Origin of the sequence: Acidaminobacter sp. JC074, assembly GCF_022496765.1 — a bacterium.
Lineage (GTDB): Bacteria > Bacillota > Clostridia > Peptostreptococcales > Acidaminobacteraceae > JABXKX01.
On sequence record NZ_VANV01000007.1, the window covers coordinates 15,330 to 36,447 of the forward strand.

At 36.5% G+C, this 21,118-nt stretch carries 16 protein-coding genes; 1 reads left to right on the forward strand and 15 read right to left on the reverse strand.

Features of this window, described 5'->3' with window-relative positions; all coding sequences use genetic code 11:
• Positions 1–7: 7 nt before the first annotated feature.
• From EZV73_RS08490 to EZV73_RS08540, 11 genes are all read right to left on the reverse strand, one after another.
• Entirely contained in the window at positions 8–343 is a 336-nt protein-coding gene (locus EZV73_RS08490; protein ID WP_240839834.1) for a helix-turn-helix transcriptional regulator, read from the reverse strand.
• Between the two features lie 81 nt (positions 344–424).
• Entirely contained in the window at positions 425–1,228 is an 804-nt protein-coding gene (zupT, locus tag EZV73_RS08495; RefSeq protein WP_240839835.1) for a zinc transporter ZupT, read from the reverse strand.
• A gap of 99 nt (positions 1,229–1,327) precedes the next feature.
• Positions 1,328–1,876, reverse strand: a complete 549-nt coding sequence (locus tag EZV73_RS08500; RefSeq protein WP_240839836.1) for a hypothetical protein — start codon at positions 1,874–1,876, stop codon at positions 1,328–1,330.
• Positions 1,877–2,013: 137 nt separating this feature from the next.
• On the reverse strand, positions 2,014–2,589 hold the full coding sequence (locus tag EZV73_RS08505; protein WP_240839837.1) for a TetR/AcrR family transcriptional regulator: 576 nt from the start codon (positions 2,587–2,589) through the stop codon (positions 2,014–2,016).
• Between the two features lie 90 nt (positions 2,590–2,679).
• Positions 2,680–3,312, reverse strand: a complete 633-nt coding sequence (locus tag EZV73_RS08510) for a TetR/AcrR family transcriptional regulator (RefSeq protein WP_240839838.1) — start codon at positions 3,310–3,312, stop codon at positions 2,680–2,682.
• The gene (locus EZV73_RS08515) at positions 3,305–6,223 is read right to left on the reverse strand and encodes a glycoside hydrolase family 2 TIM barrel-domain containing protein (RefSeq protein ID WP_240839839.1); all 2,919 of its coding nucleotides are present in this window, start codon (positions 6,221–6,223) and stop codon (positions 3,305–3,307) included. The genes EZV73_RS08510 and EZV73_RS08515 overlap by 8 nt, the downstream gene beginning before the upstream one ends.
• A gap of 9 nt (positions 6,224–6,232) precedes the next feature.
• Complete coding sequence (locus tag EZV73_RS08520) at positions 6,233–7,528, reverse strand: MFS transporter (protein WP_240839840.1); 1,296 nt, start codon at positions 7,526–7,528, stop codon at positions 6,233–6,235.
• Positions 7,529–7,630: 102 nt separating this feature from the next.
• Positions 7,631–8,086, reverse strand: coding sequence for an SRPBCC family protein (locus tag EZV73_RS08525; protein WP_240839841.1), 456 nt, complete (start codon positions 8,084–8,086; stop codon positions 7,631–7,633).
• A complete protein-coding gene (locus EZV73_RS08530) occupies positions 8,073–11,399 on the reverse strand; it encodes an SMC family ATPase (RefSeq protein ID WP_240839842.1) in 3,327 nt (1,108 codons plus the stop codon). The genes EZV73_RS08525 and EZV73_RS08530 overlap by 14 nt, the downstream gene beginning before the upstream one ends.
• Positions 11,386–12,594, reverse strand: a complete 1,209-nt coding sequence (locus EZV73_RS08535) for an exonuclease SbcCD subunit D (protein WP_240839843.1) — start codon at positions 12,592–12,594, stop codon at positions 11,386–11,388. Before EZV73_RS08535 ends, EZV73_RS08530 begins: the two co-directional genes overlap by 14 nt.
• A 64-nt stretch (positions 12,595–12,658) precedes the next feature.
• Complete coding sequence (locus tag EZV73_RS08540; protein ID WP_240839844.1) at positions 12,659–13,423, reverse strand: nitroreductase family protein; 765 nt, start codon at positions 13,421–13,423, stop codon at positions 12,659–12,661.
• Positions 13,424–13,509: 86 nt separating this feature from the next.
• On the opposite strand from EZV73_RS08540, the gene EZV73_RS08545 reads away from it, so the two are divergent.
• Positions 13,510–14,262, forward strand: coding sequence for an NAD(P)H-dependent oxidoreductase (locus EZV73_RS08545; protein ID WP_240839845.1), 753 nt, complete (start codon positions 13,510–13,512; stop codon positions 14,260–14,262).
• A 15-nt stretch (positions 14,263–14,277) separates the two neighbouring features.
• On the opposite strand, the gene EZV73_RS08550 is transcribed toward EZV73_RS08545, so the two are convergent.
• The 4 genes from EZV73_RS08550 to EZV73_RS08565 all read right to left on the reverse strand — a co-directional run bounded on the left by EZV73_RS08550 (position 14,278) and on the right by EZV73_RS08565 (position 21,118).
• Entirely contained in the window at positions 14,278–15,555 is a 1,278-nt protein-coding gene (locus EZV73_RS08550) for a uracil-xanthine permease family protein (protein ID WP_240839846.1), read from the reverse strand.
• 197 nt (positions 15,556–15,752) lie between these two features.
• On the reverse strand, positions 15,753–16,850 hold the full coding sequence (locus EZV73_RS08555; protein ID WP_240839847.1) for an anaerobic sulfatase maturase: 1,098 nt from the start codon (positions 16,848–16,850) through the stop codon (positions 15,753–15,755).
• Positions 16,851–16,925: 75 nt separating this feature from the next.
• Positions 16,926–18,881, reverse strand: a complete 1,956-nt coding sequence (locus tag EZV73_RS08560) for a glycoside hydrolase family 97 protein (RefSeq protein WP_240839848.1) — start codon at positions 18,879–18,881, stop codon at positions 16,926–16,928.
• Complete coding sequence (locus EZV73_RS08565; protein WP_240839849.1) at positions 18,878–21,118, reverse strand: TIM-barrel domain-containing protein; 2,241 nt, start codon at positions 21,116–21,118, stop codon at positions 18,878–18,880. The genes EZV73_RS08560 and EZV73_RS08565 overlap by 4 nt, the downstream gene beginning before the upstream one ends.

Sequence of the window (21,118 nt, forward strand, 5' to 3'; positions counted from 1 at the left end):
GTTCCTCCTAAATCAACTTACATGATTCTTCAATTAAATCACATAATCTTCTGACATCTTCAATGGCATTTTTTATGGTTAAATAGTAGTTGTTTTCTGTGCCTTGTTTCTTGCTGCCAACAATCCCTGCCTGCTTGAGTATTTTCAGATGGTGTGAAATTGCAGGTCGTGACAAGGGAATGATTTCATCTAATGTCTTCACATTCAGTTCGTCATACTTACCTAGGGCCATGACGATGGCCTGTCTGTTTTCATCTGCTAGCACTGTAAATACTGGCGTTAACATTTGAAACTTATCTAAAGTTTCTTCGATCAATAGATCTGAAGTAGATGATTTTCTCATAAGTCCTCCATCCATTCGTTTAAATAATTAAACCTATAAACATTATAAGTCTAAAAAAAGCAGTCGTCAAGACTGCTTCAATTATGCAAACAATACCAAACTTGATGCCATAACAGCCATACCAGCAATTAGGCCCCAAATAGCTATATGGTGTTCACCATATTTTTCAGCTGTTGGTAATAATTCATCCAGTGAAATATAAACCATGATACCAGCAACACCTGCAAAGATGATACCGAATGTTGTATCAGTCATAAATGTTCTTAAAATGAAGTATCCTATAATCGCACCTACAGGCTCTGATAAACCTGATAAGAATGACAATCTAAAGGCTTTCTTCTTATCTCCTGTAGCAAAGTAAAGCGGAACAGATACAGCGATACCTTCAGGTATATTATGAATAGCAATGGCAACGGCAATACTTACACCCAGTGTAGGATCTTGTAAGGCACCTGTAAATGTTGCCAGACCTTCTGGGAAGTTATGTATAGCAATAGCTAAAGCTGAAAACATTCCCATTCTTAATAATTCTTGCTTTTCTCCTCTTTCTTCCATGTCTGTTACATCACGGAGTTCATGAGGATTTTCAAAGCTTGGTACAAACTTATCAATTAAACCGATTAAAGCGATACCACCAAAGAAGGCTAGAGTTGTTACTAAGTAGCCCTTTTGTGGCCCCATAGCCAATTCCAGCGAGTCTCTCGCCTTAACGAAGATTTCAATCATTGATACATAGATCATTACCCCCGCTGAAAAACCCAGTGCTGCTGATAAAAATTTCTTGTTTGTCTTTTTTGTGTAGAATGCAAGTGCAGAACCTATACCAGTTGATAAACCGGCAAACAAAGTCAGTGCAAATGCAAATAGTACATTATTTCCTTCCATAAGCCTCTCCTTGTAATGATTACAATTTTGTTTCAAGCTCATTATATTATATAAAAGCTTTTTTCACAAGGCATAAGAGGGATGTTTCTCATAAAAGGTCTAGAAAACGCCTACTGTTGCTCCTAAAATACCAAATCCTATAATAGGCGCAAATACCACTGTCAGTAGGCCAATAAGACTTCCTCTTGAAATAGGGTCATTTTGGTCTTTTCTTTTTTTCACATAGTAGCCTATACAGATAATAGCAAGCATACCTTCTATAATAGCTGCCATGACTTGATTTTGTCTGTAAAAGTCAAATCCTAAAGCTTGGGTATGCGGGCCCATAATGTGATGAGAAAAACCAGCTAGTAAGTCACATACTTCATGGAAGATCACTAAAAATCCTGCCCATAAGGTAAAGCTTCTATTCTTGTAAATTAAATGTATTATCAACATAGAAAGAAAAGAAAGGATAAGCGCTGGCACGATATCATGACTGTAAGTCATCTCTAAAATCCTAAAATCGCCTAGTCCTAGGTTTTGTAACATCATGTCTACAGGAATTAGAAAATCCTGAATCTGTGTGAGTATCAGTAAGACCACCAAAGGGTACTTCTTATTGTTTCCATAAGGAACAAGGGCTGTTGTGAAATGACCTGTAATCATTTTATCTCCTTTCTTCTAGCAAAAAACCAAACACCTACTAATAAACCTATGTAGGCCACATCAAATAGTAAACTCATAAACACCTCCTATATTAGACTGGTTTACTTATTATGTCCTAAAAAAATAATAGTTGCCTATTATTTTAATACAAATGGTAGTGTTTTCATGACGAAAACTTCAGATACATCTCTTGATTGACTGTATTTACTTCTGTACACAATGCCATGATAAATATCGTAAATCATATCTGCTAACTCTTGTGGTGTAATCTGATTTTTTACAACACCAGATCTTTGTCCCTCTTCTATCCACTTTTCTAGATAGGACTTATGAAGTTTAAACTTCTTATCTATAAATGTCAGAAGTGACGCTTCATCCAAAACCTCGTCCGCCACAACATTTAACATGGGACAAGTGACGATTTCCTCACCCATAAAGAAGGTTTGATTGGCCAGTTTAAAGAAATGAACCACCTTATCATAAGGAGATATCTGCTGCTTATCAATATCCTTAAGGGCTTCTTCTATCTTCATGTTGTAAAGGTCCAAAACTTCTGTTACAAATTCAAGCTTACTAGGAAAGAAGTTGTAAAAAGAACCCTTTGGTATGTTACATGCCTTTAAGACATTTTGAATACCAAGTCCAGTATAGCCACTTTTCATTAAAAGCATCAGGCCTGTTTCAAGTATCACTTCCCGATTGTATTTTGCCATATTGCCACCTTTCATTTAGACCAGTTTACTTTAATGTAACATGGTATTTGACTTCTGTCAAGAAAATGAAGCTGGTGACCAGCTTCATTTTTATAATCCATTCTTTAAATAAGATAAAAACACATTAATCAAAAGCGCCATTTCATGGTCGTGAGCCGTTTCTGTATCTAGTGAAACAACATGCCCTCTTGTTGAGAACTTTTGCTTCAATGACATCAGCGTATGGTTTAACATATCTATGGTGTATCTTAAATCAATGGTCTCAGAGATGGTCCCATCAGATATACCATCAGTCAGGGCTTGATTGAAGTTTGGAATTTGACCATAAACAGCTGCTTCATAGTCTTTTAATCTTTCAGGCTTTTCCTCTAACTTCTCTATATAATGGTCAAGCTCTTCTATAAACTTGATAAATCTCATAGACGCTTCATCTTTGTTTTGATACTGTCTCATCATCTCTTCAACTTTTTCTATGCCAGATATATCTTTAGACAGTATGACAGAAAGTGTCTCGTTGACCGCTTCAAAGTACAAGATGCCTACCTGAAGGGCAATATCAGCTTTTGTCTTGAAGTAGCGATACAAGGAAGCCACACCAATGCCTGCTGCATCTGCAATATCAGTCATCTTGGCAGACTCTAAAGATTTTTTTTCAAAGACTGCCACTGCCCCGTCAAGCATCTTTTGACTTCGTATTTGCCTGTTTTCTTCTCGCTTACTCATGTTTCTCCTTAATAATCCTAAAGCCATATGAGTAGACCTTGTCCTTTTTTAGTATGTAGGGCTCATGAAGCGCTGCCACACCTGGTTCATCACCACCTACCCCCTTTTGGAGATGGTCAATATTCAAGGTAAACTTACTATGTCTTTTTAACTTGTGTATATGCTCTGTTTGATCTAAATGTTTTTGTGTATATGGATAAGCACTGATGGATAAACCTTTTTCATTTTGAGTTTCAATCTTAACTTTGTCGCTTAAGTTAAACCAGTATACATCCGATCTGTTACTGTTTTCTTGTGGTCTCATATAATGGTGGATATAATCATCTAAATGGCGTTCATACAGGCCAAACTTTGAACCTGACTTCCTATCTAGATAATTCTCTTCAGGTCCTCTACCAAACCATTTAAACTTGTCGTAATCATAGTCTAACATAAGTGTCATACCAAATCTATCAAGATTTCTCTTTGGCTTACCTGACATTTCTATTACCACTTGATCTTTCGATAATATATAACTTCTTCTTACCTGATCATAAAAGCCATTCACCTTGGTATCAATGGCTACCTTTAAACCCTCTGGATTTTCTATAATCTGATAATTGACAAGCTTATAGTCATCAGATGCCTTCTCAAGGCGTCTATCTACAAAGCGATGTAAACGTCTGTCAAAGTTAACAAGGCCCCTATCATTGTCTGTTTTTGCACGCCAAAAGTTCATCTTTAAAAGACCAAAGTCTTCTACATGTAAATCACCTGTCTTTAAGTCTATTTGGTGACCACCCACAAGGAGTTTATCCCCTTCACGTTTATAATCCAGTTTCTTCATGACCAACTTATCTGGCTTATAGTCATTTAAGACAAACTGGTCAAATGCCACCTCATGACCTGAATGATCTTTAAATGAAAACTCTATCATATCGATGTTTTTAAACTTGGATTCATAGATTAAGGACTGGCCTGCTTCTAGGTCAAATGCCTTGTCTTTTTCTATTTTAACTTGACCATTGATAAAACCCTTAAGACTACAGGTAAAGTCATTTAAGTTTAAAAACATGTGTTTATTAGAAATTTTGTACCTGTCACCTTCTTTTGTGACCTGAATAGGCTGGTAGCCCTTTTTTACTTGTACTATAGATGGATGGAGATTTCTTTCACAGTCTACAATACCATTGGCGCAGAAATAACCATGATCCTTTTCTTCACCAAAGTCGCCTCCATACAGGTATTTGATCTTGCCGTCTTCTTTTACCTTAAGGGCTTGATCGACAAAGTCCCATATGAAGCCGCCTGCTAAGTTGTCATACTTATCAAAGACAGCCATATACTCATCGAAGTTGCCTAAACTGTTTTGCATGGCATGGGCATATTCACAAACGATAACAGGTTTGTCTTTGTACCAGTCCTTTTTAAGTGGCTTGTTATCAGCAACCAGTTGATTCATAATATTGTCTACAAAGTTGACAGTGATATCTTCTTTTTTTCCTACACGTTCTAGAAACTGTGGTGTTGGATACATCCTCGAAAGAACATCAGACACCTCAATGGTATCGTCCCCTTCATAGTGAAAAGCTCGCTTCTTATCCAGTTTTAAAGCCGCCTCTTTCATATAGGAGAAGTTCTTACCAGTACCGGCTTCATTACCTAAAGACCACATAAAGATACAAGAGAAGTTTCTGTCACGAAGGACCATACGCTCCATCCTGTCTACAACCGCATGACGCCATTTAGGATTGTCGCCTGGTACATTTTTTCTTCTAACACCATGTGTTTCCACATCGGCCTCATCCATGACATAAAAACCGTACTTGTTACAGGCTTCATAAAATCTTAAATCATTTGGATAATGGCTGCATCTGATGGCGTTGATATTATGATTCTTCATAATAGTAAGGTCTTGATCATAACGTTCATCCGGTACATGCCATGCTGTTTCAGGATCAAAATCATGACGATTTACCCCTCTAATAAAAAGGGTTTTGCCGTTCACATAAATCTTGTCACCAATGATCTCTATGTCCCTAAAACCAAAGGTCATGGTTTTTACAGACTGAACAGTATCTGTTTTAAGTGTGATCATCAGTCTATAGAGATTAGGAATCTCAGAAGACCAGTGCTTAGGCGACTGGACCTTAAAGCTCGTAAGACCACTCATATCAGAAACTACATGTTTATAAGTTATGTCTTCACCTATTAACTCGATTGTTATCTCATAAGCTTTATCAGAGACAACATCATATTCAAAAGTAACCTCAGCATCCTTATAGTCCTTATCAAACTTAGAATGCATGTAGAAGTCTCTTAGGTAAGTATCTTTTTCTCTATAAAGATAGACATCTCTAAAGATACCACTTAAAAACCACATATCTTGATCTTCTAAGTAAGTCCCATCACAATACCTGTAGACGATGGCTTCTACCTCATTTTCACCTTCTAAGACATAGTCAGAAATATTGAACTCTGCTGGTGTCATAGACCCTTGAGAATAACCGACATAGTGACCGTTAATTTTAAGTTCGAAGGCAGACTTAACGCCTTCAAAGTGGATAAACAAGTGTTTAACAAGCCAAGATTCATCTAAGAAAAAGTGTCTCTTGTAGACACCTGTTTCTTGCATAGCATGATCTATTTTAGGTATTTTGCTTTTCTTTTTTGACAAGGCAGGTGGATAATCAAAGGCAAGATAATAGGGTTTGCCGTAGCCTTGCAGTTGCCAGAGTCCTGGCACATCTATGGCTTTTTCTTCTGTAAAATCTCCATGGCCAAACTTGTAGCTAAAATCCCACTTACCATTTAAAAGCATTTTATTGGAAGAAGGCCCCTCTATTAGAGTCCTATCATCGTAAGGCATTAATACCACATGACCTTTTTCCTTGTTTTCCTCTATGATTTGAGGATTTTCCCATTTATACATGATGCCTCCCTAGCTGATTTTCTTAACAATTTCTTGGTACTTATCTTCAGTGAGTGTATACGATCTTAAGGGAATAATAGCCAGTAAGGATAAGATACCAATAACAAGTGTAAAGACCATATGCATACCGTCTTTTGTAGCTGTTGTTTGAACAGCGTTTCTTACATAACCGATCCATTCTAGTCCAAAAGCACCAATCATACCACCAACTGCTGCTGCCACCTTGGTCTTAAAGATGTTCATGGAAAATACCATCCCTTCAGCTCTGTTGCCAGTCTTGTACTCGCCATACTCCACACAGTCTATGACCATGGTATTTTGTGAAATCAAAACAAAACCGTAACCGACAGCATTGATCAGATTCCATGCAAAAACAGAGTATATATTTGAATAGCCTGTAAAGAACATACCGATGCTTGTTACAGCCACTATAAGTAAACCAATAATTGAAGTCATTTTCTTGCCTACTCTCCTAGCCACAAATGGTGCTGCAATGGAACCAAAGACAGTAAAGAGTAAATACAAGCCTAACATGACAGGAATAAGATTAGGAATTAAAAATGTGTATTCCAGATAAAAGAGTGTAAATGACATTTTTAATGTGTTTACAGCTTCTATAATAACCATAGACATAAGTAGGATTCTTAATTGATCATTGGCTTTTACAAGCTCAATGACCTTCTTGATGGTCTGTTTTTCTTTTCTTTCATAAGTCACAACTTCTTCACTGTAGAAGAATGTAATCAAGGTAAAGACAACACATGATATACCAAATAAAACTGCAACAGCTGCCCATGATCCTAACATATCTACAAGTGGAAGAGTCACCACATTGACAATTAAAAAGCCAAATGAAGCAAATGTTCTGGCAATGGTTGTAACCTTTGCCCTGTCATCTGGGTTTTGTGATAAGACAGCTGACATTGACCAATAAGGAATATCCATTGCTGTAAAAGACATGCCCCACAATATATAAGTAATATATGCATAGACAATCTTAAGACTTGGTGACAAGTTTGGCTGACTAAAACATAAGACTGTCGTAATCCCCATGATGGCAGGTACAAATAATAGATAAGGTCTAAACTTACCATGTTTTGTTTTAGTGTTATCAACTATCATGCCCATAATAGGGTCATTAAAGGCATCCCAAATCCTTGCTATAAAAAACAAAACACCTACTGTAGCTGCTGCTAGACCAAATGAATCTACATAAAATTTTAACAAGTAAGTAGAAACAAATGCATAAATAATATTGTTACCCAAAGAACCTAATCCATAGGTAAACATACGACTTTTCTTCAATGTGATTCCCTCCATTTCTAAAACTGATAGTCTTACTATCAATTTTAGATTATCATGAAATCCTTTTCCTTGCAAGAAAAAAGAAATGGCCTAAACCATTTCCTATGACTTCTCAACATATTCTTTAAACTTTTCAGTCCATTTGTCCACGTTATTCTTATAAAAATCAGGATAGAGCTTTAAAAGCCATCTATCCATTCGATGACTCAAACGGATGTATTCATACTCATAGTCAAATCTAGTTGTGTTTTCATCAACAGATTCAAAGGAAGACCTTATCATATAGTCTCTGTCCTTATGATGATAAAGTGCTACATATGATTTAGGTAACTGATTGATTAGAACAGTTTCCTCAATGGCCATCTTTTTATAGTACAACATGGCCACGCTGTCTTCTTGTCCTACATTACCAAGTCTCATTTCTTTTTTCATAAATCCGTCTTGGTAGTGTCGGATTGATTCAGGATCTAAAAACTTTTCTGTAACCTCTGAAATAGGCTTCTTAATCTGCATCGATCCTTTAAATATTTTCTTTACCATGCCTTTATGACTTCTCAATTTTTACACGACTCCCTTTCACCCCCGAAACACTCGGTGTTACATTTAACTTGATTGGTACCCTGTTCTTAATCGATTCCACATGTGAGATCAATCCTATAGATAGTTTATCATGATGTATCTTCTCAAGTGAAGACATAACCAATTCCAAAAATCTATCATCGAGTGTACCAAAACCTTCATCTAAGAAGAAGAGTTCCAGTGGTGCTTTACCCTTAAGCTGAATTTGACTCGATAATGAAAGTGCCAGTGACAAGGATACCAAGAAGGATTCACCACCAGATAAGGTGGATGTATCTCTAATTTGACCCCCATGACTGTAGTCTCTGATTAAAAACTGTCCATGATCATCGACCTCTAAGCCATACTTACCCGATGTGATATCAAATAAGCGTTTAGATGCCTCAATAGAAATATATCTTAACTGATAAGCCGCAACAAACTCTACAAAGCGCTTACCTCTGAATAGGGTCTGTAAATCATTTAGAAGACTGAGTTGATAATCAATAGCCGCTTGCTTTTCAAGCAGGTCTTTCATTTCATCAAACTTTGTCTTTAAAGATTCTAGGTCTCTCTCTATTTTTATACGGGCTTCTTTAACAGTCTCAAAGTTTGCTTCTGATTCAACCAGTACTTTCTTGTGAAACTCTAAAGCTTCTTGTGTGACCTTTTCATCACCTAAGAGATCTTTAAAGTTTTGAACAGCAAGTGTCAGTCTATGAACTTCTTTATGATAATCCTCTAAGGTCACTCTTAATTGGTCCAGCTTTTCTACTGTCCATGTATGTTTTTTTAGAAGGTCCAGTAACAGAACTTCTTGAGACAACTTTTGATTTAAAGTAGATTCAGCTTTAGAATAAGCAGACTCAGACGTTGACTTAAGCGTCTTAAGTTCATTGTATAACAGTAAGGCTTCTTGGTGACTGTCTTTTAGCTTCTTATAAGCCGCCTGGTCTGCATCATGTTTGATTTCAAGTTGCTTCTTTTCGTTTAAAAGCTTAGTCAAGTTTGACTCATAGTCTATCTGAGTATCAACCATCTTACTTAAAGCTTCTATATCGCCTTTCAGACTAGAAATAGCCTGCGACTTTAAAGCCATGGTCTTTCTTGCATCTTCTAGAGTGATCTTTTTAGTATCTAAGTCTTTTTGAACAAGCTTTAGTAAGTCACGTTTTTTATCCACTTCTGTCTTAAGTGTCTGGTAGTCTTTAGATTTCTCATAAAGGTCAGCTTTTAGGACTTCAAAAGAAGTATCAGGATAATCAGACTTTAATAAGCCGTACTGATCTTTTAACTCACCCAAGCTATCTTTTACTTCTTCTAATCTTTTGACTTCACTTTCTTCCTGCTGAACTAATAGAGTTACAAAGTCTCTTTTCTTTTCTACATCTAAGCCTAACCTTTGAAGCGCATTTGCATGATTCTTGTCCTCTTGATACTTTATATCCAAAGTCTCAATGGCTTTTACATCAAAATCTTTTACAGATTCAAACGTTTCATGTAGACGATTTTTCTCATCATCTAGCTGATTCAATTGGTGTTTTAAAGTCTCTTCTTCTACTTTCAAAGACTTCATGGTCTCTTCAATAGATTCATCCTCTACAAAGTCTCTTTCTTTAGAAGTTATTTGAGTAATTTCATGGCCACATATAGGACAGTCATCACCTGATTTTAAGGTCGACTTAATAGTCTGAAGTAAGTTGTCTTCTTTTCTAGAAAGATAATCCTGTAAGACAAGCTGGTGTTTCTCAATAGCAGTATTATTCTCATCTAAAGAGGCTTTTATAAGGTCTATAGATTTTTGATTGTCTTCCAAATCTTTTTTTGATTTTGTATAGATTTCTTCTTTTCTTAGAAGGTCTTGCTTTTTAAGCGTATAAGCTTCATCTTCCAGTAAGTCAGTCACTTTTTCTTTACTGGTCTTAAGCTCTTTTTCTAATGCATCTAACTCAAGCCTATGTTTACTTATAGCCAATTTTTCTATAGAAGCTTCAAAGGATATTTGGTCTTTAGTTAGTTTTTCAATAGATTTTTCAAGTTCATATCCCTTGTCAATAAAGGCTTGTTTTTCAGCTGATACAACCTTGTCTGCCATATCCTTTTCTAGGCTTTGAATATGCTCCTCTATGTCATGACTCTCTTGATTCTTTTTTTCTATCGAAGAAGTCGTTTCCGCTTCTTCAAGCCCACTTTTATTAAGCACTTTCTCTTCTTCTTTAAGACGGGCTTCTTTATTAAGGAGCATGTCTTTGTCTTTAATGAGTTTTTCAAAATTAGATCTTTTTACTTCAAAGAGATTCATAAAGTTATGATAGTCTTGACTGGACTTGTCATAAAGCTTTTGATCGCTTTCAAGTCTTTGGTCGAGTACTTGATAAGATGTTAACGCCTGGTCATAGTCCATAATGACCTGGTCAAGTTTCTTCTTAGAGTCACGCATTTGGTCATAATAAGGCACCACACGAAGAATCTTTTGTCCTTCAAGCATCTGCTTTTCTTTAAGTTTCATGTCCTCAGCTTGGTTTAAAAGTTCTTGATGAAGCTTTTCAGATGCTTCAAGCTCCTGACTGAGATTATAAGTCTTTTCTAAAGACTTAAGCTGGTCTCTTAACGTGATTACTTGTTTATGATCTTTTTCGTATTGTTCTTTTACTTCTTTTAACTTATCTTCTAGTTCTTTTTTTCTAGAAGGAGTCACGTCTTCATAACCCTTTAATTCACCAGCTATGGTTAAAGCCTTGTCTTCTTCTTTTCTTTTGGCGGCTTTTAACTTATCTGATAAGTCGTTACCGTATTTTGATAAATCAAACAGACGCTCCAACATGTCTCGTCTAGGTTGATTTTTTAATTGTATAAACTCTGAAAACTTGCCCTGTGGTAAAACGACTGTGCGAATAAAGTCTTTAAACTCTAGGCCGATGATCTCATAGATCTTATTGTCTATCAGCTTCTTTTGTTCCTCTAAGATGACCCACTCACCGTGAACAAAAGACTCCAGTTTCATAGGCTTGGCTGAATTAATAGACCCTTGTGGCGTTCTTTTAAAAGTTCTTATGACCTTATAAGAAACCTTGTCCACCTCAAACTCAAACTCGATTTGCATACGGTCGGTCTGCACATTGATATAGTTAGAAGAGTTTCTTGAGTTTTCTCCATAAAGTGCTAATGTCATACCATCTAATATAGACGATTTTCCTGAGCCAGTCGGTCCGAAAACACCAAATAGGCCATACTGAGTTAAGGCTTCAAAGTCTATGGTTTGAGATTCTAAGAAGCTGTTAAGACCCTTCATTGTTAATTTAATCGGTTTCATCTTCATCTCCTAAAATCTTCATTAAAAGTGCTGTCAACTCCTCTGTAGGCGCTACTTGTCTTTCCTTGATGTAGAACTTCTCAAAAAGTTCATGAATAGGCTCTTCTGTAGCATTGCCAGAATAGTCCATTTCCATTTGATCCAGAATCGGTGTAATTTCTAAAATGTCTGATTTTAAGGATTTCATCTCTTTGATTTCATGTTCTTGTATAAAACGATCTGTTTTAATTTCCATATAGACATAAGAGGATTCCTCAGACTTTTCTTTGCACATAGAGATGGCTTCTTCAATGGAATCTAACTGCCATACCTCTATAGGCTTATAAACCTTTAGAGGATGAAAGTCAATGTCTTTTATACCGCCCACAGCCATATCTAAGATGTAACAGCCTTTTTCAAAGTGCCTTTCTTTTTTATTGTATTGAAGGGGTGAGCCTGAATATCTTACCTTCTTCTGAGTGCCTGGTACTGTCATAGGTTTATGAATATGACCCAAGGCCACATAGTCTGCATTTTCAGGAAAACACGAAGCATCTATGATATAAGAGCCCCCCAGCTGAATGGACCTTTCTGAACCTGTTTCTTCTGCCCCCATGGCAAATAGATGACTCATTACAAGATTAATGGTGTCTTGTCTAAAGTTTTTAGAAAGCTCATTAAAGATATCACGAATCTTTTCATTGTAAGCCTTTAACTGGTCTTCCTCTTCAGAACCAAACTGATAATAAGACTCTTCTAATCTTTTCTCACTTGGATAAGGCAGGGTTAAGATTACCGCCTTTTCATCCTTGATCATAACTTCAATGTAACCTGGACCCCCACCAAGTACTTGGTGGTCTCCATATCTACCCACGGGAAGACTAGAGGTTAACTTATCTATCATGATGATGCCATGTTCTTTAGCAAGCGGGCTGGCCGCAACAAGCCTAAGAGGATTGTCATGATTGCCTGGTATGACGACTATCAATCTTTTGCCACCTTCACTCATATCCTTAAGTGTTTGATAAAAAAGTGTTTCAGCACTTGAGGACGGATTGAATGTATCATAAACGTCACCTGCTAATAAAATCAGATCTACATCTTCTTTTTTCACAAGCTCAGTCATATCTTTTAGTATTAACTTTTGTTCTTCTAAGCGACTGACACCTTCTAGTTGTTTGCCTAGATGCCAATCACCGGTATGTAAAATTTTCATACTGCCTCCATAATTTCTATTTTATTTTAGCAAATTTTTCCATAAACTACAAGAAAGAAAAGGCCTATGGCCTTTTAAACATGTTAAGCATTAGTTCAATGGAACGATTCATTTCTTCAAAGAATGGTGCACCCATTTTTCTATTGTAAAACTGTTGAGCATAGTTCTTGATGTCCTCTGAAATATTTGGATTGTATAGCTTTTCTTTTTCAGAAAACATATCGTGAAGCTCTTCATCACTCAGGGTGTGATAGGTTTCATCTGATACAATATGTTTGGTATCAAATCGATACCTTGGTTCAGGCCTATGATCGTAATGACCAAATACAAGCATGGCTGCAGGAAAAACATAATCTGGCAACTTAAAAAGCTTCTTGTGTGTTTCAAAGTTTTCCATGATATCACCAATGTAGCATGAACCTATACCAAAATCTTCAGCAGCCATAACTGAGTTCTCAGATGCAATCAAGGCATCATTGATGCCAAGTATGGCATCTGCTATGGTTGGTCCAAGGTACTTTCTACCCGTTTTTTTTGCATAGTCTTCTACATCATTTAACATCAAATACCTATGCCACTTATTGATATCCACTAAAAAAACAAGCGCTGTGTCTGCATCAGCTATAAAAGGCTGATGGTCACACGTCTCACTCAGTATTTTAAGTGTTTCTTTATCTTTTACCTTAAGTATAGAATAAGGTACCATGTTACCTGCTGTAGGTGCATGAATCGCTGCAGCAATGATTTTATCCATAATCTCACTGTCTATAGGCTTGTCATTAAACTTTCTGATACTCACACGTCTTCTCATCAATTCATATGTCTTCATAAAAAAAGTCCCCCTTTTAGAATATCATGAAAATCCATGATAGATGAAGACTTTTATATATGATATATTGAATAGGAGGTGAAAACATGAAAATTGTCATTGTAAATGGTTCCATAAAAAAAGGAGCCACGTATGAAACACTAAAAGTAATAGAAAACACACTAACAAATCAAGGCGATTATGACTTTGAATACATCCATATGAAAGACTTAGAACTGGGCTTTTGTAAGTCTTGTTTCAGGTGCTTTCTAGAAGGTGAAGACGCTTGTTACCAAAGTAATCAGGTTAAGGTCTATGCAGATATGTTAAGACAAGCTGACGGCATCATCTTTTCATCACCTGTTTATGCCATGAATGTATCAGGTGCTATGAAAAACTTCATCGATTCACTGACTTTCTTGTTCCATCGACCTGAGCTTTTTCATAAGAAGGGTATGGCCGTTGTTACAACCATGGGTTCTCATTCCAAGGACAATGTTAACTACCTAAAGAAGGTACTTTCAGCCTTTGGAGTCAAAGATACCATTAAACTGGATATCACCTTATTTGGAAGACCTGTTTCTCATGAAAAGATTACAACTAAGATTGAGAAGTCCGCTAGAAAGTACCATCATCTCCTACACCAAAAGACCAAGTCGCCTACCATCAAAGACTTGATCTGGTTTTCAATGTGGAAGGCCAATACCCAGATAGAACACAAGGCTGACTATAAATACTGGACAGAAAAGGGTTGGTACAAGGCCGACTACTATTATCCCGTTAAAATTAATCCAATAAAAAAACTCATAGGTCGTGTGACCTACAAGTTCCTAATAAGTGTTATGCCCGTTAAATCCTGATATTCAGGATTTTTTTTATACTGCTTCTGGTCTTCTTTCTTCAGTATCTTTGATTTCAGTCTTGAATACCAAGTTAAGTACTAAGTTTAATACCACACCTGAAATCGCTGCTAAAGATAAACCTGTTAACATAACAGTCTCTGTTAACTTCACACCAATAGTAATACCAGCATACTTTGATAAGTAGCTTGTACCTAAACCGATTGTTAACATCACTACCATAACAATAATTGATTGAGCGTTAAATTCTACTTTATTGTCTTTGATCATTCTTACACCAATCCAAGCAATCATACCGAATAACATGAATGAGATACCACCCATTACAGCTACTGGAATTGTTTGAAGGATTGCACCGAACTTACCGAATAATGCAAGTAGGATTGCAAATACTGCAGCAATTCTTAAGTTTCTTGGATCGTAGTTCTTTGTAATTGCAAGTACTGATGTGTTTTCACCGTATGTAGTATTTGCTGGACCACCAATCATAGCTGCAAACATTGTTGCTAAACCGTCACCTAAAAGTGTTCTGTTTAAGCCTGGATCTTTTAAGAAGTCTTGACCAACTACTGTACCGTTTGTTGTTACATCACCAATGTGCTCCATGAATACCGCTAATACGATTGGCACGATTGTAAAGATAGCTGCTGCACTGAACTTAGGTGTTGTAAACTCAGGAAAAGCTAGAAGGTTTGCTTGTGTTACTACTGAGAAGTCAACAATTGGTGTACCTGATACCATACCAATTACTAGTGCTGTTGAGTAACCAAGTACAACTGCTAATAATATTGACATTTGTTTTAATAAACCTGTTGCAAACTTGTTGATTAATACAACATATACAAGTGTTAAACCTGCTAATAAAAAGTGTGCGCTTGCCATATCTACCGCAACTGGTAACAGTGTTAAACCGATGATCATAATCATTGGTCCGATTACATATGGTGGTAAGATTTTATGAATTGTAGAAAGTTTAACCTTTCCAATAAATAATGAAATAATGACATATACCAGACCTGCTACAAGTAAACCACCTTGTGCGTATCTTAAATCTCCACCATGCATTTCTTTAACTGCTAATATTACTGCGATAAACGAGAATGAAGATCCTAGAAATACAGGTACTTTTCTTTTAGTAACAAAGTGGAAGATTAATGTTCCACAACCTGCTGCGAATAATGCAACTGCTGGATTAAAGCCTGTAATAGCTGGAACCAATACTGTTGCTCCGAACATTGCTACAAGATGCTGTAAACCTAGAATAAAATTTCTTGCTGATAATTTCTTATCCATCGTTTGCCTCCTTTTGGTCTCACTGTACCATTTTAAAGTAATAAAAAAAGATTTTTGCACGCGACAAAAATCCATAACGACATTTCCAATCTTTGATGCGACCCGCACATCATTAAAGATTTTTATCTTCAATTAATATATCATATCGTGAACATTTATACAAGCTAAAAAAATACTTTTATTTAAAAAGAACGGGATTAAATTTGTCCCGTTCTGATCATATGAACTACATGTTCAAATCTTAATATTGTATAGTCAAAGAAGCCTTTTAAAGCATCACAATAGTAGTACTTGTCATCTTTTCTGTATCGTCTACAGCCATTTCTACATAAAGGCAGATACCTACAAACGTCACATTCATTCGGTCTCTTAAGTGATGGTGTGATAAAGACTTGTGTCACTTGTGAAGAGATCATGTCTTCAAAAGTATTTGTATGAACGTTACCGAGTTTGTATTCATCTAAGACATAGAAGTCACATGGATAAACTGAACCATCTGCTTCTATCACATTCTGGACAGAACAGTGACCATTTAAATCACATGACTCAGGTGGTCTACCCAGTAACATAGACAGGTAGTTATCAAACAGACGTATGCTTATTGGATGGCCCTTTATAATATCTTCATACCATAAATCAAAGAGCTCTTTCAAAAGCTTCTCATACTCTTTTGGTGTTAGAGAAAAACGACTTTGCCCTTCAAAGGGTTCAATGCATGGTATAAATTGAAGATACTTAAAGCCCTTCTTCTTATAATCCATATAAATGCTTTTTATTTTTCTGGCAACAGGCTTATTTAATACTGTCAGAATGTTAAAGGACACTTCATGCTTTTCAAGCATCTTAATGCCTTCTAGTACCCTCTTATAAGAACCATCCTTGTTGTGGTCTAACCTGTTAAGATTATGGGTCTCTTTCTTACCATCTAAAGAGACACCCACTAAAAAGTTATGTTTCTTAAAAAATCCAGCCCAGTCTTCATCTATGACCATACCATTGGTTTGTATGGCAAAGTTCAGCTGATGAGGATTAAAATAAACTTTTGCCTTGTCTACAAAAGCCCTAAAAAAGTCAAGTCCTGCCAGGGTTGGTTCTCCTCCTTGAAAAGCGATGACAATGCCATCTTCTTTTACAAAGGCCTTGGCTTTTTCTAAAATCTTATCAGCCGTATCTAAAGTCATGATACCATAAGAAGCTGTTTCTCTATGAGCAGCCACATCATGGTAAAAACAATACTCACAATTTAAATTACACAGACTTGAAGCCGGTTTAATCAATAAACTCAAATTTGCCATACTTACCTCTATTTCATCTTAAACTTCGTTCACGTTTTATTATAACCAAGTGACCACTTAATTACCAGTAGGAAGCTAAACTTGTCTATATAGTCTAATCGCTTGTCCACCGCCACTTGGTAACTTAAGTGTCATTTGAGTCTCGCAGTTTACACTGGATTTTTCATAAACAAGACTCATTGGGCTGGTCAAATAATCAGTGCCCTCTGCATCCTTATAGACTTCCATCTGATAGATACCTTCATCTAAGAAATCAAGGGATAATGTAACTTCTCTAGACTCTTCATTTGTAATAGACCCTATAAACCACTCATCTTTGCCTTTTGTTTTTCTAGCTGTTGTAATGTACTTGCCGACCTGACCGTTCAGTATGCATGTCTTATCCCAATCGAGCGCTAGATCTTGTATAAACTTAAAGCCTGTCAGTGGTTTACCATCAGCATCAAGGTAATTTTCAGGCACGTCTGCAATCATTTGAAATGGACTGTATAAGACTATATATAAGGCTAACTGTTTGGCTACTGTTGTATGGACCCTGTACTTGTCATTCATTATTACATCAAAAATACCTGGTGTATAATCCATAGGTCCTGCTAAGCCTCTTGTAAAAGGTAAAATGGTTGTATGATCTGGCGGATTGCCTTCACTCCATGCATTGTACTCCATCCCTCTTACCCCTTCACGTGTTGCCCAATTAGGATAAGTTCTTGATAAACCGGTATCCTTAATAGGCTCATGAGTGTTGATCATAAGCTTATGCCTAAGACCATCAATAACGGCCTGATTGTAGTGATCAATCATATACTGGCCATGGTGGTGAAGGCCTTTTGGGTCCTTCATAGGACCACCAGCAACATAACCAGATTTTATAGCATGAATGCCAAGTTTCTCATAATCACTGTAGGCCTGAAGCCTTTGTTTATCATAATTTAAAATGCCTCCGCCGGTTTCATTGTGCATGATGTAAGCCACTTGATTCTTTTTACAGTAGTCAATGACCTCACTTAAATCAAAGTCATCATAAGCACCATCTGCAGTAAAAATAAAATCATTGTAATTGTCAGGCCAGTGGCCATCCCAAGTTTTGTTCCAACCTTCTACTAATAAACCGATTTCTGAGTTACCTGCTTCAATCAAATGTTCTTTAATAAAGTCCACATATCTTTTTACATTTTCAGTTCTTGCACCATGACGACTATTGTGTCTGCCCCAATCAGATTGATTGATATGCATTTCCCACCAAACACCCATGTATTTCATAGGCTTGATCCAAGATGTATCTTTTATTTCACAAGGATCATTCAGATTTAAAATCATATCTGATTCAACTAGCTTACTTTCATTCTCTCCAATCATAATGGTACGCCATGGTGTGATAATTTCTTTTTTGCCCTTTACCAATCTACCATCCGGCCATGGGCACAAGTGGCTTTTAAGACTTCCCCCACTCATGCCTTTTAAAGCCATACCCGAGTAGTTGACTAAGGCCGCTTCATGGATAGAAAAACAAATGCCCTGGTCATTTTTAAAAGTTACTGGGGTAGAAACCTCCTTGATGGCCTCGGCTTTGGTATGATGGTATAGATACTCATAGCTATCCCAATCATTTGGAATCCACCAAGCGTCCACCTTTTGGTCTATATTAAACATACTAGCTTCTTCTAGAATGGTCATATCACTATCTGCATTTAAAATATATCTAAATGCCAGGCCGTCATTAAAGGCTCTGAATACAAAGGTTACTTGAGTCAAACCTGTTGTACACATTATCTTCTCTTCATTGTAGTCATTTTTTATAGAAGATTTTTGACCTAATATTGGCTTCCAAACCTCTTTGTGCCTAGCAGTTTCTTTTTTTATAAATTCTAGATTATCTTTTATAAGATCATGTTTTAAAACCATACTTAAAGAAGATGGCTTTATAATGGTCTGGTCACCAAAATAAACCTGATAGCTTATAGATTTATCTAATTCTATTTTCACCTTAACGTTTCCATCTGGTGATTCCAAATTAAAAGATTTTTTTATCATACGATTACCTCAACCTCATATATAGTCCTATTTACAGTTTCTGAATACAGGGGATTTACTTTTAAGTCTTTACCATTAACATATACCATATCTATATCCCCAACACACCTGAAGCTGATCTTCTCAATCAAGGATGAATAACCTTTGTCTTCAAGCCTAAAGTCTATATGAAGAGACTTATTAGAAAGCACTTGTTTAAAATGAATAAAACCATGCTCATTTTTATAGTTAACTGTCATGCCATCGTCTTCATACATAGAGTAAGATGAACCTTTCTCATCAGAAAACACATAAACTGTTAACTCATTATAGCTTTCATCCACAGATTGACACACAGGTCTTAATGGTAAAATACCACCTTCTTTTAAGAATACAGGAATAGATTCAATTGGTGCATCGACATGAATTTCAGAATGGCCATCATAGATATTACCTGTAGCCATATGAAGCCATCTGCCTGAAGGTAAAGTCACATGTCTAGAGCTTCTGCCTTCTTTATATACTGGTGCAACCAGCAAATTATCTCCAAACAACCACTGGTCCCAAATTCTATGAAGGTCCTTTTGCCTTGGATAAGAAAGTGCCATTGGTCTGACAGGCGGCAAACCACTGTCATGCATGTCTTTGATCATACTGTAGATATAAGGCATGATTCTCATTCTGAAATTAAGTAAATCTCTTGCTATACTTTCAGCCCTTACCCCATATAACCATGGTTCTTTGGGGAATCTTCCATGGGTTCTTGTCACTGAAACAAAACATCCAAACTGCAACCATCTGATGAATAAATCCCATTTAGGTTCACCTTGAATACCGCCTATATCCATTGTCCAAAATGGTAAACCAGACATCGACATATTCATGCCAGCCATGATTTCATCATGTAGCTCTTCCCACTTACACTCGTGATCACCAAACCAGATTAAACCATAACGTTGACTGCCTGTTGTAGCAGCTCTAGTTAAGCCAAACATTCTTTCATCAGGATTTTGGTCTCTCATGGCCTCTATGACAGTTTTGTTGTAAAGTAGCCCCCATATGTTGGCCATTTCCTCTGGATACATACCATTAAAATATCTGCCACCTTGAACATTCCATGACATGAAGTTTTCATTCATGCCCTTGCCTTCACCACCATCAACCATAAAGCCCTTAACACCTTCTTCAATCAAAGGCATAATCTGTTGACGCCATTTTGAAATATGAAGTGGATTCGAGAAATCTTTATAATGAATGTTGCAAGTTGTATTTACATGGGTAAAGAGCTTTAAGTTCTCCTTTTTTAAATCATTGATCATGTCTACCGGTTTTGGAAAACAATCATAGTCCCAAGTCAAATCTGTCACTTCATTAGGTACATAAACACCACGCCACATCAGGTCTAAAAACATCAAATCACAAGGAATGTCTTTTTTTCTAAACTTAAAGCCATTCTCTAAAACCTCTTCTTGAGTCCTATAGCTATACCTGCCGGTCCAATAGCCTAATGACCATTTAGGCGGCATAAAGGGCTTGCCCGTCAAGTCATGATAAGACTTAAGAACCTCCTTAAAATCTCCTAAAAAGATATAGCAGTCCAACATATGACTCTTTGGCAGAGAGATCTCTAATTGATTACCATCAAAATCAAAGGTTGTATCCCAAAGGGTGGTATTTAAAAACAAGCCATAACCAGAGTTACTCATGTAGAATGGTACAGATTTACCATCCCAAGTATTTTTTTCTATCCTATGTTTTATTGTATGATTGTTAAGAGGATAAGCTCTTCTAAGGCCGGTTCCATAAAAGTACTCGTGATTTTTTATCTCTAAATCAAAGAATATTTCTCTTTCATTCCAAGAAAGATCCTTATTTGCAAGAACTTTTTCATCTTCTAAAACAAGTTCAAATGAAAAAGGCTTTTTATATAAGATTAGCTTGTATCTATTAATAGTAAGGGTCACCTTGTCATCTTGGTCTATCACATCTATTTTCTTGACAGAAGGCTTGTCACCTATCATATAAGGGGCATTAGCACCAATTGGATATGACTCACATACATCTTGTGTATACATTTCAAAGTGGATGGCTTGATCATAAATCAAGCTGATTTTCCCCTTAGCACCCGATGAGAATGCCAAATGGAGTTCCTTGTCCATTTCTATTGAAATAACCAAGTCTCCAAGGCTCTTTAAGGGAAATCTTTGTCTTTTACCGTAGTCAAGACTTTTTCCTTCTAAAACATCTGTTATCGCCAT

Bases quoted from the DNA above. Each gene is read 5' to 3' on its own strand.
- EZV73_RS08490 (WP_240839834.1), bottom strand. From the start codon at position 343: ATGAGAAAATCATCTACTTCAGATCTATTGATCGAAGAAACTTTAGAT.
- zupT (WP_240839835.1), bottom strand. From the start codon at position 1,228: ATGGAAGGAAATAATGTACTATTTGCATTTGCACTGACTTTGTTTGCC.
- EZV73_RS08500 (WP_240839836.1), bottom strand. From the start codon at position 1,876: ATGATTACAGGTCATTTCACAACAGCCCTTGTTCCTTATGGAAACAAT.
- EZV73_RS08505 (WP_240839837.1), bottom strand. From the start codon at position 2,589: ATGGCAAAATACAATCGGGAAGTGATACTTGAAACAGGCCTGATGCTT.
- EZV73_RS08510 (WP_240839838.1), bottom strand. From the start codon at position 3,312: ATGAGTAAGCGAGAAGAAAACAGGCAAATACGAAGTCAAAAGATGCTT.
- EZV73_RS08515 (WP_240839839.1), bottom strand. From the start codon at position 6,223: ATGTATAAATGGGAAAATCCTCAAATCATAGAGGAAAACAAGGAAAAA.
- EZV73_RS08530 (WP_240839842.1), bottom strand. From the start codon at position 11,399: ATGAAACCGATTAAATTAACAATGAAGGGTCTTAACAGCTTCTTAGAA.
- EZV73_RS08535 (WP_240839843.1), bottom strand. From the start codon at position 12,594: ATGAAAATTTTACATACCGGTGATTGGCATCTAGGCAAACAACTAGAA.
- EZV73_RS08540 (WP_240839844.1), bottom strand. From the start codon at position 13,423: ATGAAGACATATGAATTGATGAGAAGACGTGTGAGTATCAGAAAGTTT.
- EZV73_RS08545 (WP_240839845.1), top strand. From the start codon at position 13,510: ATGAAAATTGTCATTGTAAATGGTTCCATAAAAAAAGGAGCCACGTAT.
- EZV73_RS08550 (WP_240839846.1), bottom strand. From the start codon at position 15,555: ATGGATAAGAAATTATCAGCAAGAAATTTTATTCTAGGTTTACAGCAT.
- EZV73_RS08555 (WP_240839847.1), bottom strand. From the start codon at position 16,850: ATGGCAAATTTGAGTTTATTGATTAAACCGGCTTCAAGTCTGTGTAAT.
- EZV73_RS08560 (WP_240839848.1), bottom strand. From the start codon at position 18,881: ATGATAAAAAAATCTTTTAATTTGGAATCACCAGATGGAAACGTTAAG.
- EZV73_RS08565 (WP_240839849.1), bottom strand. From the start codon at position 21,118: ATGGCGATAACAGATGTTTTAGAAGGAAAAAGTCTTGACTACGGTAAA.